At 49.4% G+C, this 18,456-nt stretch carries 16 protein-coding genes and 1 tRNA gene; 7 read left to right on the plus strand and 10 right to left on the minus strand.

Annotated features, from left to right (window positions below):
• Positions 1–86: 86 nt before the first annotated feature.
• The 3 genes from LACPH_RS10160 to LACPH_RS10170 all read left to right on the plus strand — a co-directional run bounded on the left by LACPH_RS10160 (position 87) and on the right by LACPH_RS10170 (position 2,776).
• Positions 87–875: a tyrosine-protein phosphatase gene (locus LACPH_RS10160; RefSeq protein ID WP_306386832.1), complete on the plus strand. Its 789-nt coding sequence runs from the start codon at positions 87–89 to the stop codon at positions 873–875.
• 353 nt (positions 876–1,228) lie between these two features.
• Positions 1,229–2,371 (plus strand): tRNA epoxyqueuosine(34) reductase QueG, encoded by a 1,143-nt coding sequence (gene queG, locus LACPH_RS10165; protein ID WP_306386833.1) that lies wholly within the window; start codon positions 1,229–1,231, stop codon positions 2,369–2,371.
• 39 nt (positions 2,372–2,410) lie between these two features.
• Entirely contained in the window at positions 2,411–2,776 is a 366-nt protein-coding gene (locus tag LACPH_RS10170; RefSeq protein WP_010491917.1) for a hypothetical protein, read from the plus strand.
• A 97-nt stretch (positions 2,777–2,873) separates the two neighbouring features.
• On the opposite strand, the gene LACPH_RS10175 is transcribed toward LACPH_RS10170, so the two are convergent.
• Complete coding sequence (locus tag LACPH_RS10175) at positions 2,874–3,416, minus strand: biotin transporter BioY (protein ID WP_306386834.1); 543 nt, start codon at positions 3,414–3,416, stop codon at positions 2,874–2,876.
• 263 nt (positions 3,417–3,679) lie between these two features.
• Positions 3,680–3,751, minus strand: a tRNA-Asn gene (locus LACPH_RS10180).
• Positions 3,752–3,963: 212 nt separating this feature from the next.
• Here LACPH_RS10180 and LACPH_RS10185 point away from each other — a divergent pair.
• A complete protein-coding gene (locus LACPH_RS10185) occupies positions 3,964–4,521 on the plus strand; it encodes a class I SAM-dependent methyltransferase (protein WP_025012737.1) in 558 nt (185 codons plus the stop codon).
• A 250-nt stretch (positions 4,522–4,771) separates the two neighbouring features.
• On the opposite strand, the gene LACPH_RS10190 is transcribed toward LACPH_RS10185, so the two are convergent.
• From LACPH_RS10190 to LACPH_RS10200, 3 genes are all read right to left on the minus strand, one after another.
• Positions 4,772–5,827, minus strand: a complete 1,056-nt coding sequence (locus LACPH_RS10190) for an RlpA-like double-psi beta-barrel domain-containing protein (RefSeq protein WP_049169197.1) — start codon at positions 5,825–5,827, stop codon at positions 4,772–4,774.
• A 263-nt stretch (positions 5,828–6,090) separates the two neighbouring features.
• Positions 6,091–6,711, minus strand: a complete 621-nt coding sequence (locus LACPH_RS10195) for a type 1 glutamine amidotransferase (RefSeq protein ID WP_306386835.1) — start codon at positions 6,709–6,711, stop codon at positions 6,091–6,093.
• A gap of 16 nt (positions 6,712–6,727) precedes the next feature.
• Positions 6,728–7,474 carry a TIGR02452 family protein gene (locus LACPH_RS10200; RefSeq protein WP_306386836.1) on the minus strand — a complete coding sequence of 249 codons (747 nt, stop codon included), beginning with the start codon at positions 7,472–7,474 and terminating at the stop codon, positions 6,728–6,730.
• Between the two features lie 142 nt (positions 7,475–7,616).
• On the opposite strand from LACPH_RS10200, the gene LACPH_RS10205 reads away from it, so the two are divergent.
• Entirely contained in the window at positions 7,617–9,005 is a 1,389-nt protein-coding gene (locus LACPH_RS10205; RefSeq protein WP_047106347.1) for a hemolysin family protein, read from the plus strand.
• Between the two features lie 265 nt (positions 9,006–9,270).
• On the opposite strand, the gene LACPH_RS10210 is transcribed toward LACPH_RS10205, so the two are convergent.
• Both LACPH_RS10210 and LACPH_RS10215 read right to left on the minus strand, forming a co-directional pair.
• Complete coding sequence (locus LACPH_RS10210) at positions 9,271–10,068, minus strand: alpha/beta hydrolase (protein WP_306386837.1); 798 nt, start codon at positions 10,066–10,068, stop codon at positions 9,271–9,273.
• Positions 10,055–11,056, minus strand: a complete 1,002-nt coding sequence (locus LACPH_RS10215) for an acyltransferase family protein (RefSeq protein WP_306387702.1) — start codon at positions 11,054–11,056, stop codon at positions 10,055–10,057. Before LACPH_RS10215 ends, LACPH_RS10210 begins: the two co-directional genes overlap by 14 nt.
• 161 nt (positions 11,057–11,217) lie before the next feature.
• Here LACPH_RS10215 and LACPH_RS10220 point away from each other — a divergent pair, with 161 nt between their 5' ends.
• Entirely contained in the window at positions 11,218–12,675 is a 1,458-nt protein-coding gene (locus LACPH_RS10220; protein WP_306386838.1) for an MDR family MFS transporter, read from the plus strand.
• A complete protein-coding gene (locus tag LACPH_RS10225; protein WP_306386839.1) occupies positions 12,672–13,175 on the plus strand; it encodes a DUF4811 domain-containing protein in 504 nt (167 codons plus the stop codon). The genes LACPH_RS10220 and LACPH_RS10225 overlap by 4 nt, the downstream gene beginning before the upstream one ends.
• Before the next feature lie 141 nt (positions 13,176–13,316).
• On the opposite strand, the gene LACPH_RS10230 is transcribed toward LACPH_RS10225, so the two are convergent.
• The 3 genes from LACPH_RS10230 to mutS are packed head-to-tail and all read right to left on the minus strand — an operon-like array spanning position 13,317 to position 18,395.
• On the minus strand, positions 13,317–13,865 hold the full coding sequence (locus LACPH_RS10230; RefSeq protein ID WP_010491945.1) for a Maf family protein: 549 nt from the start codon (positions 13,863–13,865) through the stop codon (positions 13,317–13,319).
• Positions 13,862–15,817 (minus strand): DNA mismatch repair endonuclease MutL, encoded by a 1,956-nt coding sequence (mutL, locus tag LACPH_RS10235; RefSeq protein WP_306386840.1) that lies wholly within the window; start codon positions 15,815–15,817, stop codon positions 13,862–13,864. The genes LACPH_RS10230 and mutL overlap by 4 nt, the downstream gene beginning before the upstream one ends.
• A gap of 4 nt (positions 15,818–15,821) precedes the next feature.
• Entirely contained in the window at positions 15,822–18,395 is a 2,574-nt protein-coding gene (gene mutS / locus LACPH_RS10240) for a DNA mismatch repair protein MutS (RefSeq protein WP_047106344.1), read from the minus strand.
• Positions 18,396–18,456 lie beyond the last annotated feature (61 nt).

Here is an 18,456-nt window from a genome sequence, read left to right on the forward strand (position 1 = left end):
ATTATGAAAACGCTTCAGCCCGTTGCCGGTCACCATCAATGTCGCGTATACTAGGGTCAAACGTTTTCACGATGGAGGAATTAAATTTGGCACCTTATGTTCTTAATATTAAACACGGCTTAAATTTTCGCGAGCTTGGCGGGTATCGGACCAAATCCGGCCAGGTGATTAAATCTCACAAAATTATCCGCTCGGCAAAACTAAGTGAATTATCTGATGAGGATTTGGATTATTTGGCCGATTATGGACTGATTTCCGATGTGGACTTTCGCTCGCCCGAGGAACAAGCGGCCGAGCCCGATCGCTATCCGAACGTCGCTGAATACCACTTCGTCCCTGTCTTCCCAACCGACGAAACCAAAAGCAGCGAACAGGCTGATGCCCTGCAAAAGAGTTTCTCCCGCGATCCGCACGCTGGTTTCGAGAATATGGTCAAAACTTACGCCGATATTGTCAAAATGCCGTCCGCCCAAAAAGCCTATCGTCAATTTTTCGATATTCTGTTAAGTAACGACAGCAAAAACGGCGCTGTGCTGTTCCACTGCACAGCAGGTAAAGACCGTACCGGTATGGGCGCCGTTTATCTGCTATCGGCTTTGGGGGTCGATGGTCATACGATTCGGCAAGATTATTTGGCAACCAACGACCTGATTCAGCCGATGGTCGAAAAGAATCTTGCTGCGGCACGCAAACGCGGCGCAACGGATGCGTTGCTCGCTAACATTCGTGACCTCGGTACCGTTTCTGGTGCCTTTCTCGACAGTGCACTGGCGACCATCGACGAAGAGTACGGCGGCATGAAAAATTATCTGCAAGACGCTCTGCAACTCACGCCGGCGGAAAAGCGCGACCTCCGGGAACTCTATCTTCAGTAATTAGCGATAAATTCGTCACAATCTGTTCACATTTTTCCGATATGTTAGCAGCGTCGTGAAAAAGCGATGTTCCGCCTCCTGTTCTTTTAGCGAAAAACGTTGTCTGGCAATGGCTGGGTAACGTTTTTTTGTGAGCGCGAACAGGAGCGTTTAGAAATCGGAAGCAAACCCTTACAAGGTCCTCAATAGTACGAGTGGCAAAAAGTGGCGTTTGACCATCACGCCCGAAGCCTCTACACGCAGGTTTCTGCGCCGGTAAACGTGTTAATGGGCTTTGGAGCGTTCTGCAATTTTGCTTTCCCGCCACCGTTTCGCTAAAATAATGACATCATCAATGTTAGGAGGTTGGCGGCATGGATCTTAAGGAAACGATCAAAAGCCACGCGAAGGATTTGGGGATCGATAAAATCGGCTTTACCACAGCCGATGATTTTGCTGCATTAAAACCCAGTTTGCTGGCTCAAAAAGCCGCTGGCCATACAACCGGTTTCGAACACCAAAATCTGGATGAACGGTTATATCCTGACAAGATCTTTGACCAGCCGCAGAGTATCATTGCCATTGCGCTGGCTTATCCATCCAAAATTCATGACCGTCCACCTCGCACCGGTCCTAAACGCGGTCGCTTTGCGCGGGCTAGTTGGGGCATTGATTATCACACCGTTTTGGATCGCAAGATGGACGCATTAATGCAATTTATCAAAGACACGGCTGCGACGGATACAACCATCCGCTTCAAACCCATGGTCGACACTGGAGAATTAATCGATGTCGCCGTCGCCCAGCGCGCCGGGCTTGGTTTTATCGGCAAAAATGGCCTGCTAATCACGCCTGAATTTGGTTCCTATGTCTATTTAGGCGAAATCATCACGAATATTAAATTCGCACCGGATGAACCGATGGCTTGTCAATGTGGGACGTGTACCCGCTGTATTGATTTTTGTCCGCCCAAGGCACTGCTAGGTGATGGGCGGATGAATGGTCAGCGGTGCCTGTCTTACCAAACTCAAACAAAGGGTTACATGGATCCGGAATTTCGGCCGATGATTCGCAATGTCTTGTACGGCTGTGATATCTGCCAACAGGTCTGCCCGTTTAATAAAGGCAAAGATTTTCATATACATCCCGAAATGGAACCTGATCCCGACACCGTGATGCCGGAATTAATTCCCATGCTAACGCTAAGCAATAAAGGCTTTAAGACCCGCTTCGGTAAACTGGCCGGGGCATGGCGCGGGAAAAAGCCACTGCAGCGTAACGCCATCATTGCATTAGTTAACCTTCATGATCGCAGTGCTGTTCCGCGCCTACTTGAGGTCATTGAAAACGACCCCCGCCCCATGATCAGGGCAACGGCCGCGTGGGCTATTAGCGAACTGGCCGCGGCTCCCACAGCTGAACTCACGACATTTTTGAAAAATGCCCAGGCTAAGGAAACCACCGAAGAAGCTCGCACCGAGTTTCAAAACGCAATTGATCGAATCGTCCAACGCTGAGCATGTTATAATAAAGTATAAGGATGAGAGGTGCCCACATTGAAATTATATCAAGGACTGACACAGGTGCAGGTCAACGAAGAGATGGCCGATGATGCGCCAGACTTCAACATTACAACCGATCTGGTTAAACCGTTACACTATTCGCCATCGGAATTGTACCGTTATTTAGATGCTGTTCTAAAACCTGGCAGCCGTCACGATCAAAATAATCTTAAATATGTCACGGATGCCGCGTTCATCGGCGAAAACTTTGATTTCAATTCGGTACCTTTCACGGCCAAATTGAAAGATTTTGAGTCTAAAATGGCATTTGCCCGAAATCTCGTGAGTGACCTCAATCGCCACGTTTCGGTTAATATTAATACAAAAGATCATGCTTTTGAACTGTTGTTCGTTGATTAAAAGCCTGCAAAAACATAGCTCCGTTCAAAAAAAGTACCCTGATTCCCCACCATGCATTGACACTGCGGTGGTAATCAAGGTACTTTTTTGTACTAGCTTACTTTGAATTCAAGGCAGGCATCACAGCCGTTAATTGTTGAACCACCAAAACGCTGAGTGCCATTTTAAGCAAATCACCTGGAATATAGATCAAAACACTCAAAAGTGCCGGAACAAATGTCATACTCGTCGTCGCAGCCAACCACGCGGCGCCCAACAATTCCGTCAGCAGCACGCCGCCCAACGTCATCCCAAGGGCTTTGGTCACCCAAGAATCTTGCTTAAGGTAATGGGTAATGCCGGCATAGGCCAGCGGTGTCAGCAACCAGCCATACATGAAGCCGGCAGTCGGCCCCATGAAGACGGCGATACCGCCGCGACCACCAGTTAATACAGGAAGTCCTAGTGCCGCCAAAGCTAATAGCATCCCGATTGTGATCGTTGCTGGTCGTGTAGGCAGTAACAATGCCACTAGCATAACGCCCATATTCTGCAGGACAATCGGTACTCCGAGGAAACCGATCGTAATCGGCGGAGCAAAAGCCAATCCAATTAGAACTGCCAGTAATAAACCCATTCGTGTCAACGCTTTTGTTTGCATGACGTCACCTCTCGTTCGATTTGTTTTATTTAGAATAGCACATTACAGCACGCGACAACGGTGAAATTGATTGGCAAAATGTTTCTTTGGTGTTCTTTTAAAGAAACCTCATCTTTTGCTCAGCAAACTGTTCCCGTTCCGGCTACATATTTCAGCTTTAATCGTCTGGCATCGTCTCTATTGATCCTAAAACCAGCAACTAAAATTTGCACGATCAAACGCATTAAAAAAGTCGTGAACATTGTCAGTTCACGACTTTTAGCCTGCCCAGGCTGGATTCGAACCAGCGACCCTTTGATTAACAGTCAAGCATTCTACCACTGAACTACTGGGCAATTAACATGTCTATTATATTCTCATGTTTCTTAGCAGAATGCAATACTTTTGTTTAACTTTTCCAAACTTTTTTCAGTGTTTCCTTAGACAAGCTCCCCGCCGCGTTAAATCAGGCCTCGTTACGCTGTTAGCTCATCGTCGACAAACCTGCAAGATCAACCGACATCTTGGGTCTTTTTCCTCTATAATGAATGTGAAGGGTTGTGAAACTATGGACACGCCATATCCTAATATGCAAGATAATCCCAACATGCCATTCGAATCAGGTGACGATCAACCGGTGTGGCAGGCGCTCGTTAAGAAAATGCCGCCAGTAACGGATCTGCGTGTGCTTGTGATTCATTGTGGTGACGGCTGGTTTTGCCGCTATGCCTTGAACCATGGTGCGGCTGCCGTACTGGGCATTGATACCGATACCGCCGCCATCCAAAGTGCCCGCGCAGTGGCCAGTTCCGATCGGCTGCGTTATCGCATCATGCCTGATCATTGGTTGAAACTGCTGACCGGCCCTTACGATCTGATTGTCGGCGCGTTTAACCAATCCCCTGCCGAGCTGCGCACCATCACCCATGTACTTAGTCAATTACTTAGCGCTAAAGGGCAGCTCATTGCAGCGGTGGCGCCGCCTAAACAGCCAACTGGCGACCAGCTTGCTGTTGATGAACTGATTAGTTCCCAGCTGGTGATTAATCGCTGGTTTCAGGTCACCGATAAACGGCTGACTCAAACTGCGCAACTTTATTTGCTACTGAGTTCCCGTGTGCGGTGACTCTTCGCAAAAACGTGACAGAGACCCAGATAGTCCATGAACGACCATAAATGCGTTCTCCGGCGCAGAAGTCTGCGTATAAGGACCTTGGTCGCGATGGCCTAAACCCGGGCCATCACGCCCAAGGCCACTTATACTCCGACTTCTAACCGCGCCAGTTCACGCTCTGCAAAAAAACGCACTCGCTGCTTCCCTGTATTGGGAAACTGCGAGTGCGTTTAATTTTGTTTCATGTTAAAGGCGAATCGCTTTAGCCAACTACTTCAACTGTCGCAGAGAGAATGCCCGCTGAAGGAATCTGGTTGTTTGGCATTGCTACGTCAAGCTGACGTGGGTTGCCTGCTGCAAATGAACCTGTGTCGTTAACAACGCGGTCTAGCACCTGACCATTTGACATCGTGATGCGTAAATGGGTGCCTTTAGGGAAGACACTTAAGTTGGCGGCAACACCACCATAACCTAAGCTGCTACCCATAACAGACGGATCATAGAAACTGATCTTGAAGGTGCCTTGGTTGCTAGTTGCTTGTTGTTGGGTTGCCTGTTGAGGTTGAGCTGTCTGAACCGCTGTCTGCGTTGTCTGAACGGTTGCCTGGCTGGCAGGTTGTTGTGCCTGCTGTTGTTGAGCGGCAGCCTTAGATGCAGCAGCTTGTTGTTGCTGGAGCGCAGCTTGCGAAGCAGCGGCTGCTTGTTGTGCTTGCTGTTGGGCAGCGGCCGATTGCTGGGCTTGTTGCTGAGCAGCGGCTTGTGAAGCGGCAGCAGCTTGCTGAGCCTGTTGTTGTGCTTGTTGCTGGGCAGCGGCCTGAGCTGCACTTGCTGCGGCTGCGCTGGATGCTGCAGCGCTTTGAGCAGCCGCGTCCGATGAAGCCTGAGCATTATTGGAAGTTGACTGAGCGGCCTGTTCAGCTGGTGACGTTGTCTGTGTCGGTGCGGCGCTTGCGTCAGCCTTCTGGGTTAACGGTGCCAGTTGCTGCAAGGTATTGATGCTCAAGTAGCGTTCTGGAACCCAACCATGATCGGCAGTTTCATACCAAATTTCTGAATAAACTTTTTTACTATTAACAAATTGAAGATGTTCGCCAGTTGTAACGTAACGTTTTGCTTGTTGTCCCACTGTCGGTGAAGTCCAAACAGTTGTTGCGCCACCGTTATAAGTGACGTCGGCTTCCGTCTTATCACTAGCTGGTGCACTGACGGTTGTCGATTCAGTATCTTTCGTTGCTGCGCTAACGTGACTAGGTTTGGACAAAGCAACGGCGGATAAAGCAACGGCTGAGAATAATACTGTACTTAAGAGCTTTTTCATGTTCGTAATTCCTCCTGATTTCATGTGGTGACTTAACTAACTGTGGCTTAGTATAGTCAGTCAGTATTACGAACATGTATTCGCGGTGTTGCGGTTACGTTAAGTTCTATGACAAAAGATTACATTAGGTTACATCCTTAACATTAAAACCCGTAAACCCCTGCTGTAGCGCGGTTTTTCTTTCAGCGTAACTTCAAAAAATCTTTGCGAATAACCTTGATTTTTCGCGTCAATCGTCAATAAAAAGTTGTTTTTACGCATTTTTAGCCAAAAAGTTGCTCAAGTATCCCATTAAGAACCTTGTGTCCGGGTGCCAAAATGGCTTCATTAACCGGGCCTTGTGGTTTACCGGCGGCCGCCCCCATCGCTGTAATCATGGTCGGCGTCACTTCCAGATGAAATTGCAATCCGACGATCCGATCGTGATACTTAAATCCTTGAAGTGCCTGGTCATTTTCGTATAACAGTTGGCTGCCCGGCAAACGGCTCATCGCTTCCCCATGCCAATGGAAAACGTTAAGCAGCGTTCCGTCACTCGCCTTGACCGTGCCGATCCCTTCTTCTGGCTTTTCCATCGGGTAGACGTTGGCACCAAATGCCCTAGTGATCTGCTGAGCCCCCAAGCATATGCCAAGGACTGGCCGGTTCAGTTTGTTTAAACTGCGAATCAAAATCCGTTCGGCTGCTAGCCAAGCAAGATCGTCATTGACGCTCATGGGGCCGCCAAGCACAATCAAGCCATCAATGTCTGCCGGATTCAGTTGCGCAATCGGATCACCTTGATCAGGCCGGTAAGTGACAGTTTCAATTGAATGCTTATCGGCCCAGTCTTGAATGACCCCTAAGCCTTCAGCATCTGCGTGTTGCATGACTGTGAGTTTCATCGGTTAATTCCTTTCTTTATTCATCGTCACCTTTTAAAGCGGCAGCAAACGACTTAATCGACCTCATCTGCGGGTCGTAAATTGCAAAATAAACGCGTTTGAATGCGCCGGCAAACTCCGGTAACAACAACGCCTTCCGAAAAACGCGGGCAACTGGCTTGATTGGATTACCAAAAACGCCGGTACCGAATGCGCCCAGAATTAACTGATCAACGTCATGCGCCTTAAACGCCCGCAGCGTCTGTAAAACCTTAAACGCAATGTCATTCATAGCCGTCGCGTCATCCAGCTGCGGATCAACGCGGCGATCAGGTGCCGCGACAGTGACGATATCGACATATTTTTTTGGCAAGCGGCGTCCCTGATCGTCAAAAACCTGCCGTACGTGTTCCGCATAAATGAGCTTTGAGCTAAACAGGCCGCGATTAGGCTGTTTGCAGTTCTGATCATAATAATCCGCCATGTGCTGTTCCAGCGCCGGCACCAAAAATGTTCCCTTCGCAATCGCTTCTTCCTGCGCCCGCGCGCCAAACGCCACACCACCGCCTGGATGAACCGGACTGGCAAAGTTCATCACGCCGACTTTGCCAGTCAACTCACTCATTAGTTGAAAAACATCCACGTTGCGAATCGCAATCTGCGGCATTTCCGTCCCTGTTGCCGGTGTCCGTGGCAGCGGTTTGCTAATCAGCTGGGTTTTGGGCATTTCCGGCTCGGCTTTAAAAACCTTCATTGTTTCCCAATACATTTTGACTTGTTCCATTTCGGCTTCTCCCCTCGAATCGCATACTCGTTGATACCAGCATAACGCATAATATAGAAGCAATCGATGAATTATCGTTCATTTGGCTCATTCAATGTTAAAATTAAGTTTGTAAAGCTACATGAAATGAGGAATGGAATACATGGAAAGTGGCCAAATCGTCCCCAATTTATTGGTGATGCTTGTCACCTTTTTCTTCGCAGCGTTTTTTGTTGCCTGTGAATTTGCACTGGTTCAAAGTCGTCCAAGTGCCTTGGAGGAAATGATCGACAAAGGCACTGGGCGCAAAGCGAAAATTGAGCGCGCCTTGCGTATGGTTCACAACTTAAATGAGTATCTGTCAACGACCCAGGTTGGTGTTTCGCTGGCCGGCATCATTTTAGGGTGGATCGGGGAAACCACCGTTGAATTCTTGCTGGTTGATCTGTTTGGCCTGACCCACTTAAGTTTGCCAAATGGCAGCCTGCATGCGGTCGGCGCTATTTTGGGGGTTATTATTTTAACCTACTTGGAAGTGGTGCTCACCGAAATTGTTCCGAAAAACATTTCTATTGATTATCCAATTAAAACGTTAATGCTGGTTGTGACGCCGCTACATTACTTCCATATCTTGTTCTTCCCATTTGTCTGGTTGCTGAACGTCAGCGCCACCGGCATTGTCAAAATGATGGGCATGAAACCAGCCGATGAAGGTAACGAGGCCTTCTCCCAAGCCGAAATTCTGAACCTTAGTAAGAATGCTGTTACTTCCGGCGACATGGAACAAAATGATGTCATTTATATGCAGCGGGCATTTGAGCTCAATGACAAAACGGCCAAAGACATCATGGTTGACCGTACCAGCCTGTTTGTGATCGATATTAATACCACCGTTAAGGAAGCCTTGCGCGACTATCTAACTCAAGGCTATAGCCGGTTCCCGGTTGTGGCAAACGGTGACAAAGATAAGATTCTGGGGTATGTCTACATCTATGATCTCGTCAAGCAAGGGCAAGTCGATCCATCCGTGAAAGTCTCCAAGCTGCTGCGTTCGATTATCAATGTGCCTGAAGTTACCCCGATTCACAATATTTTGACGCAAATGATCAAGAAACAAACGCCAATTGTTGTGGTCGTCGATGAATACGGTGGCACTAGCGGCATCGTCACTGATAAAGATATTTATGAAGAGCTGTTTGGTACGGTTAAAGATGAAATCGACGATGTCTCCGACGAGTACATTCGGAAAACCGACGATCCCAAAGTCTTTCGGGTCAGCGGCAAGACGACACTCTGGGACTTTGAACGTTTCTTCCACACTAATATCAAAGCGTTCACGGATTCCGAGATCATCACCATTGCCGGCTTTATCATGGAAACGCATCCCGATCTGAAGTTGCATGACAAAGTCAAAATCGATCACTTCAACTTCACCGTCGCTGATTTCTCCCGCGGCTTCGCCAACTGGTTTGACGTCACCCAGGATCCAAAGCCGGTCAAGCAAACCGTTGCTGAGGAAGTTAAAGAGGCAAAAGATAAGAAGCAGGATTAGTTTTCAGCGTTAAGCTCACAAATTGCAACTAACATGTGTTTAAACAGTCTAATATTCATGACTAAAGTGTAAAAAAGACCAATTGACCGTACATTGCGATCAATTGGTCTTTTTTTCATGAACGATTCTTGTTTGTATAGGGATTGAGATCTTAGTGCCAAAGCGGAGCAATCGTAGGCCAGATGGGGCTCAGCTGTGCCCACCGCTCTAGCTTCGCGTCGCCACCCCAGCTGGCCGGAGATTGCGGAGTTTGGCACGACCAAAGTCACTTTCCCCAGATAAACTGCAACATCGCGCGGTCAACCGTCACATTGTGTTCATGGAGCTGGCTGTGTTGGGCATGGGGGCCAGTGACTTCAAGTGTCTGATACTTGGTGAGGCCACGAAGCAGATAGCCTAAGCTCAAGGCGGAGTTGACGCTCACAACAGTATCGGTATCCGTACCGTCTTGAACATTGCCGTAAATATTCAACACCGACTTAGCGCGAAAATGCGTGCGGTTCTTCAATAGCCGCGCATACTCAGGCCGAATCAGGTTCGGCCGCCCGTCTGCTGCCAGCTGCAGCTGATGTGGCTGGTCATTCCAACCGAGCAAGCCGTCATACGGGCCGGCAATCGCAACGACTTTTTCCAATTCAATCGGCGTTTGCGCCATCGCCGCCGCAATGACAGCATAGGCGCCCATACTGTGGCCCACGGCGTTTAATTTCACCACGCCATAGCGCTCATGCAGCATCGTGAAAATTTTAGCCAGCCATTGACTGTCTACTTCCTCGCCAGCGGTGTTGTTTTGAAAAATCACCTGAATAATCGGCGCGGCAGTGGTGTGTAACGTCCCACGAACATCTAACTGCCCGGTCGGACTCACCGTAATCACCATACTGCGCTTAGCCACCCCCGCAGCCTCAGCACCTTCAATCAGCTGATTGGTCGAAAAAGCCGTGCCCCGATAACCGTGAACAAAAATGGTCGGTGTCGTGTCCGCTTCCACCAATTGTGTGCTTGGTGCCAGCCCGATCAGTAAAATCACCACGATCAGCAATAACCGTTTAATTAAACGCATATAATCCCCCGCCTTGCCAACGTTCCCGAACATAACGGCCCGCATAAGCAAGGAAAAGAGGAATTGTGACACCGGCAATCACCAAAACAAGTATATTGGGATCACCGATCTTCTCCAAAATATAACCGACCGCTTTATGACCATACATTATAGGTAGTGTACTACGGCCAATGCGATCTAACCAGTCCCCTACAAAGGTTCCTGACAAACTTTTAGCTCCGGCGAATAAGCCGCCGCATATGATTACCGGTGCCCATCCTGCCAGAAGTGGATCCGTTAAGTGATGGGATTTCATATAAAGCAAAAAGTCAATTTGCCCGCGCGACTGGGCAGCGAATAGCGCTGCGAAAATGCCGAGAGCAACCACCATAAACCACGGCTTTGTGACAATTTGCCGGGCATAATGGAACAGCCACCACCCGACAAACATATACGGCAAAGCGACAAGAACTAAATCAAGGTTACCTGGAATCGGAAATCCTAAAGCTGCCTCAGCGTTAGGATAACTGAAGCCTAACCAGAAAAGTCCGGCCATTAAAACCGCTTCTTGCCAAACTTTTGGCATATAGCCACGTAATAGACTAAACAACAGACTGCTGAAGGCATAAACTGTCATAAACCAAAAGACCGACAAATAACCATTCAACTCGGTGCCACCGTAAAGCAGCCGTCGCAGATAATCCAAGGTAAATGCAGGCGTGCGTTGCTCAACCACAAAATTCAGCAAAATCAGACCCACGCCGTAGCCAAAATACTGCTTGAACATCGGCCAGAACCGCCGCTTCAGAAAATCTTGTAGCGTCGACAGGGTTGTCGGCTTAACAAAGAAACCGCCAATCATAAAGAACAATGGCATATGCCACCAATATAAGCTTTCATAAAACGTTGTATTGCGCGGATAGAAATGCCCCAACACAACTGCAATGATTCCGAGGCCTTTGGCAACATCAATCCATTCAATGCGTTGATGCGTCGATTGGACTTTCACGTTTTGAAACGCCCCTTCCGTATTCATTAACTTACTTTTAGGCTAACAAGTCGCAACGATGTTTTTTTGATACCTTTTTAAAGATTTTGTGAAGGCCATTCACCCAAACCTGCTGTTGACGTGCTAGACTGGATTATAACGTTTTTAGAAAGGACACGATTTTGTTGACACCAACTGATGTTAATGGGCATCCATATAATCGTTTGCTACTTGTCATCACCCTATTGATCGGCACGTTTACGACCTTCTTAACTCAAACCATTCTCACCACGGCTTATCCGACACTGATGGCTGATTTTCATATTAGCGCCAGCGCGGTTCAGTGGCTGACAACTGGCTTCATGTTAATTATGGGTATCATGATTCCGGTTTCCGCGTGGCTGTTGGACAAATTCAACGTCAAACACCTTTATTTGACGGCCATGACCATTTTCTTCTTAGGTTCGCTGATTTGCTGGCTTGCCGGCGATTTTCAGATGCTGCTGGCCGGCCGCCTCATCCAGGCAATTGGTGTCGGCATGTCCATGCTCACCTTCCAGACCGTGATGTTCACCATCTTCCCACCGGAAAAACGCGGCAGCGCCATGGGCTTAGCGGGCATCGTCATTGGCTTGGCGCCGGCAATCGGTCCGACGCTTTCCGGCTGGATTTTGCTGCATCATACCTGGCGTGCGTTATTCGCCGTCATCATGCCAATTGCTGCCGGGGTTGTGTTACTGGCCACTTACAGCATGCGGAAAGTTTTGCCAACATCACATCCCAAGATTGACGTGCCATCGATTATTGCATCGACGCTTGGGTTTGGCGGCTTATTGTATGGCTTCTCAACAGTCGGCGATGCCGGCTGGACGGACACCCAGGTTCTGATCAGTCTCGCGATTGGCATTATCTTTGTCGCCTTGTTCTGCTGGCGACAACTGCATCTCAAAACACCGCTACTGGAATTGCGAGTCTTTAAATCCAAGACCTTCACGTTAAGTGTTATTTTGACCGCGGTAGCCTTCATGTCGATGGTCGGGGTTGAAATGGTGCTGCCGATGTATATTCAGACAATTCGTGGCGAAAGTGCCTTTCATTCCGGGATGATTTTGTTCCCGGGGGCAATTATGATGGGGATCATGAGCCCGATCACCGGCCGGATTTTCGATCGAATTGGCGCCAAACGTTTGGCTGTCGCTGGGCTGTTTCTGCTGGTCGCCGGCACCTTGCCGTTGATGACGTTAACTGAAACCACGCCGCTGATTTATATCACGACAGTTTATACCGTGCGGATGTTCGGGATCACCATGGTCACCATGCCGGTCACGACTGCAGGAATGAACGCCTTACCGACGCATTTAATTAACCACGGGACCGCTGTGAACAACACGATTCGGCAGGTAGCGGCATCAATTGGGACCGCGATCCTGGTCTCTGTTTTATCGGTCGTCACCAAGGGTGCAACGCCGGCAGCTAGCGGCAAGGCCCTTGATCCGATTGATTATGTCAACGCGCTACATCAGGCAACCCTGGCTGGCTACCGAGCTGCTTTTGCCGTCTCGTTGGTCATGGCAGCGCTAGGCTTAATACTGAGCTTTTTCTTGAAAAATGACGCCATGGATCGGAGGGACGCCTCATGATTATCTTATTGTTGATCATCGGTGCCATCGCCTTTTTCTGGGCTGTCGTATTGATGAAACCCAGTCGTCAGCGGCCGTTAGCCATTATTGTGAGCGGCTTGCTGGTTTTAGGCCCGATTGCGTTATTAAGTGTGAATGATCTTTACCATATTGGCTTTACGATTGATGAAACCACGGAGCTGCAACCACTGGCGCCCATGAATGACCAATTACAGATTGTCAGCCAGCCCATCGGTACTTCTAAAAAGCACATTGCTTACCGCTACCGGATTTCCGGCGACGCCATTGATCACACGGTCAAGCCAAGTGCCACCATCAAGACAAGGCTAAAACGCGGCACCATTCCACAGGTCGCCGTAACCGAGCAGAAACTCAAATACAGCAACGTCTTTGCCGCCATCATGTTTGCCGGCTCCGGCGAACAAGGCAAAACCATCGGCAAAGTCTACACCTTCACCCTACCAAGCAACTGGCAGGTTGTTAAATCACCTAAGCGTTAATTTCTGAGCGCTCTAACCAGGTTCAACTATTTATTCTTGATGTAATGTTCTAACTGAATGAATCAAAAATGACCGAGTCTGCCATAAAAGAATATGGCAACTCGGTCATTTTGTATTTTTGATTCGTCTAACCCATTTGGATTAAGCCAACAACATGCGATACAACGTGCTGATCGGTAGACCCATCACATTGTAAAAGTCGCCATGAATGGACTTAACCAGCAAGGCTCCGGCGTCTTGAATCCCGTAGGCACCGGCCTTGTCTTGATAAGCATCTTCTTGCAAATAGGACTCGACTTCTGCTTCCTCAAGTGGCCAGAAGGTGACGTCGGTGCCCACGACTTGTTGACGCACCGTACCATTGTCCAAGCGCACCCATAAGCCGGTATACACCTGATGGGTTTGGCCGCCAAGTGCGGTAATCATTTGCTTGGCTTCTTGCCGGCTATGCGGCTTGCCCAGCAATTTGCCCTGAAACGCCACCATGGTATCTGCCGCGATGATCGTAGCACCAGGATAGCTGGGCACCAACGATTCGCCTTTTGCCTTCGCGAGACTCTGGACATATTCCGGCGGCGCTAAAACCGGCAGCGCCCGCTCATTAATCGCGGCCGGATGGCTCTCAAAACTGGGAATAATTCGCTTGAGCAATTCCTGCCGCCGCGGTGAGTGACTTGCCAATATGATCATGCCTGCATTTCCCCACTTTCATGACTATCTTGAATCCGTTTGAACATTTTCTCCAGATCCGTATTGGAAAAGTGCACCAGAACCGGCCGACCATGCGGGCAATTAAACGGATTCTCGCATTGCGGCAGCTTTTGAATCAGTGCGCGCGCCTGCTTGTCGTCAAGATGATGATTAGCCTTGATGGCCCGTTTACAGCTCATCATGATGGCGGTTTTTTCCCGAAACGCCGCTACCGTTATTTTACCGTCGCGCAGCACCCAATCCACCATTTCCTTGATCGTATCCTCTTCCTGGCCGGCTTTAAACCAAGTCGGGTGATGTTCAACTACAAAACTATTTTGGCCGAAGTCTTCCAGATACAGGCCGACCGATTCCAAAACATCGCGGTGCGTCCGAATATCAATCGCATCGGCGGCGGAGTAATCCAGGACAATCGGCACTAACAAGTGTTGCTGATCGGTGCTGACTTTGCCGATTTCCTGCCGATAAAATTCGTAGTTGACCCGTTCCTGAGCGGCATGCTGATCCAAAATATACAGACCGTCGCTGGACTCAGCTAACAAGTAAGTGCCGTGAACCTGCGCCAGATACGTTAAATCGGGAAATCGCTCAGCCGGTTCGTTCCGCTTCAAATCTTGCGCTGGCAAGTCCTCCACCAGCGCTGGCGCCACATTGGCATCCAAATGTTGATAACGCTGATCCCACGCCGCCAGCCGCTGTGGTTCGCTGAAAATTGGCTGATCATCCAGATCGTCCATGGTTAAGTCTGGTGCTGTCTCGGCAGCCGGCGTTGATGCCACTTGCGACGTATTCACGGGCTGATCATTGGTGTCTTCACGCAATTCAGTTCCTTGCGGCGGCGTTGGCGCAGCTGTTCTCGGGCTGATTTTATTCAGCGTTAATTCCAGTTGATCCAGATCATAGTGCTCGCGTTTAGGCAGGTTATCCAACGCGTCTGGAATGAGATTTTCTTTTGCTAACCGACTCCGAATCGCTTCACTCAGCAGATGGCTGAGCTGATCTTCCTTGCTCAGACGCACTTCCGCTTTCGTCGGATGCACGTTGACATCAACCAAGGCTGCATCCATCTGAATCGTGATGACACCCATCGGATACCGCCCGACCATGAGTTTGGAGCCGTAGCCGGCAATCACGGCTTTGGTGAGCTGAAAATTCTTGATATAGCGGCCGTTGACGACTAGGCTCAAGTAATTGCGGGAGGCCCGCGTAGTCTCCGGCAAACTGGTCAAGCCGCTCACCTGAAAATCAAGATCCTGCGCCTGAAAGTCAACCATCGACCGCGCAACCGGCAAGCCATAGATTCCCGCAAGTGTCTGTCGCAGGTCACCTTGACCGGCAGTCCGGACGACCATATTGCCATCGTGCGACACCGTAAAGGCAATGCCAGGGTTAGCCAAGGCCAGCCGACTGACGATATCGACAATTTTCCCTAGCTCCGTCTGCTGTGACTTCATGTACTTCAAGCGCGCTGGCGTATTGAAGAACAGATCTGACACTTCAACATCCGTGCCCCGGCGATGCGCCGCCGTTGTTTGATCCTCGACTTTGCCACCCTTCACGTGAATCTTGGCGCCGATGCCAGAGTCTGTCGCGGTCGTTAACGTGACATCGGCAACCGCCGCAATACTGGCCAAAGCTTCACCACGAAACCCTAACGAATGCACATTAAACAAATCCCGCGTCGTCAGAATTTTGCTCGTCGCATGGCGCAAAAAGGCGGTCGCAACATCGTCAGAATCAATCCCGATCCCGTTGTCGCTGACCTGTATTTTCTGCAAGCCAGCTGCTGACACCTTCACGTCAATCTGGGTGGCCTGGGCATCGATGCTGTTTTCCACTAATTCTTTGACCACGCTGGCCGGGCGTTCAATGACTTCCCCGGCAGCAATCTGGTTACTTAACGTGGCCGATAGCTGATGAATTTTTGGCATAAAATCACTTCTTCTTTAAACGTTTCTGAAGGTCGAAAATCAAATTCATGGCGTCCATTGGCGTCGCATCCATCAAATCAAACTTAGCTAGTTTCGCCAAAATCGGACTGTTCTTCGGTTGCGGTTTAGGCTCTTCAAAAAGCGACAATTGTTGGTCCGTCACCTGGCTTGGGGCTGCAGGCACCGTTTTCTCCGGCGTGGCGGCTTCAAGCTGCTTCAGAATCGCATCGGCACGATTCAATAAGTCTGACGGCAGGCCAGCCAATTTGGCCACATGAATCCCGTAACTTTTATCTGCCGGTCCCGGCATCATTTTGTGCAGGAAAACCAGGTTGCCATGCTCTTCAACCGCACCGACATGCACATTCTTGAGCTTCGCCAATGAATCCGACAGACTGGTCAGTTCATGATAATGGGTGGAAAATAGCGTCTTGGCGTGCACGTGATCATGCAGATATTCGATGATCGCCTGTGCCAGCGCCATGCCATCATAAGTCGCCGTTCCGCGTCCGATTTCATCAAAGAGAATCAGACTCGAAGCCGTTGCATGACTCAGTGCCGCGTTGGCCTCAAGCATTTCGACCATAAAGGTGCTTTCCCCATTCGCCAAGTCGTCCGCCGCGCCAATGCGGGTGAAGATTTGATCAAAAATCGGTAAATCCGCAGCATCAGCCGGGACGAATGATCCAGCCTGTGCCATGATCACAATTAACGCCAACTGCCGCATGTAGGTACTTTTCCCGGACATGTTAGGACCGGTAATCAGCAGCATATCCGTATCCTGATCCATGATGACATCGTTAGGGATATAGCTGTCTTGCCCCAAAACGTGTTCGACAACTGGATGTCGGCCGCCTTTAACATTAATGTCGTGGGTGCCGGCATGCATCGTCGGCCGGACATAGTGATTGTTTTCAGCCACTGTCGCAAAACTTTGCAAGACATCCAGTGCGGAAATCTGTGCTGCTAACGCTTGGAGTCGTTTAATCTGAGCTTTGACCTGATCGCGAATATCCTGAAAAAGATCATACTCCAGCGCGGTTGAACTTTCCTGTGCTTCAAGAATCAAGGTTTCTTTTTCCTTCAGCTCAGGCGTGATAAACCGTTCGGCATTTGTCAGCGTCTGTTTGCGCTCGTAGCGGCCTTCCGGTACCTTGTCCAAATTGGACTTAGTAACCTCGATAAAGTAGCCAAACACCTTGTTATACCGGATTTTCAAATTGTGGATACCGGTGGCCTTGCGCTCTGACGCTTCCAATTCCGCAATCCACTGCTTGGAATTCTTCATGGCATCACGGTACTCGTCTAACTTCTTATTGTAGCCGCGTAAAATCAGGCCGCCGTCGGTCACCGAAATCGGCGGCTCCGGCTCGATCGCCCGGCGAATCAACCCGGCAACATCACTGACTGGGTCGATTTTACCGCGAAGTGCCTTAAAACTGCCATCATCAAGCTTGCTTAAGACATCCTGAATCGCCGGCACCTGATCAAGTGAAGTTTGCAGCTGAATCAAGTCGCGCCCGTTAACCGTACCAAAAGCCACGCGACCGGCTAACCGCTCCAGATCATAAACTTTGGTTAGTCGCTCCTGAAGCTCGCTGCGTTCAAAAAAGTGATCCAGCAAGTCCTGAACTTGATTTTGCCGCACGCTGATTGCGCCAATATCCAACAGCGGCCGCTCTAACCATTGCTTCAGCAAGCGGCCGCCCATCGCGGTTTTCGTTGCGTCCAGCAAAGACAGCAAGGTATCGCCTTTGCGCCCTGTGCGGCTGTTTTGCAGAATATCAAGATTGCTGCGGGCATCCTGATCCATTTCCAGATACGCAGATGGTTGGTAGGCCACGGCTTTTTGAATATGCGCCAGACTGCGCTTCTGCGTGTTTAACAAATAAGCCATCAGCATTTGCACAACCGCGGCTTCAGCGGGATCGGTCAGATCTTGCGACACATAACTGCCTTCACTCGTTGGCTGACTGTCAGGCTGAACCGACAACAAACGCTCCCCTTTTTTCAACATGGCTGCGTCATCATCAGTCAGGTCTTCTGGCACCACGATTTCTTTGGTTGCGAGGGCACTCAGCTCATTTTGCAAAGCGAATTTGCTTTTGAGATCCGTCACTTTCAGCTCGCCGGTGGAAACATCACCATAAGCAAAGGCATAGCCGCCTGCGTGTGGCAAAACAGCAGTAATGTAATTATTTGTCTTTGCGGCACCTGCTTTGATGTCGACATTGGTCCCTGGGGTGATCAGCTGGATCACGGCGCGCTTGACCATCCCCACGGCTTTTTTAGGATCTTCCATTTGCTCACAGATAGCGACTTTATACCCATGATCAATCAGAATATCGACATAACTCTGCACCGCATGATGCGGCACCCCCGCCATCGGAATCGGATCATCCGCACTCTTATTCCGTGCCGTCAACGTCAGCTCAAGCAACTGTGCGCCTTTAATGGCATCATCGTTGAATAATTCATAAAAATCGCCAATTCGATAAAATAAAAATGCATCCGGATACTGCGCCTTAATCGCATTATACTGTTGCATCATTGGCGTATCACTGGTTTTTTGCGGCACAAACTTCACCCTTTGTCTTTGACTATCTCTGACGTTCTATAACCTATATTTTAACAGGTGC

The sequence above is a fragment of the Lacticaseibacillus parahuelsenbergensis genome (genome assembly GCF_030770265.1).
In the GTDB taxonomy this organism is placed as follows: Bacteria; Bacillota; Bacilli; order Lactobacillales; family Lactobacillaceae; genus Lacticaseibacillus; species Lacticaseibacillus casei.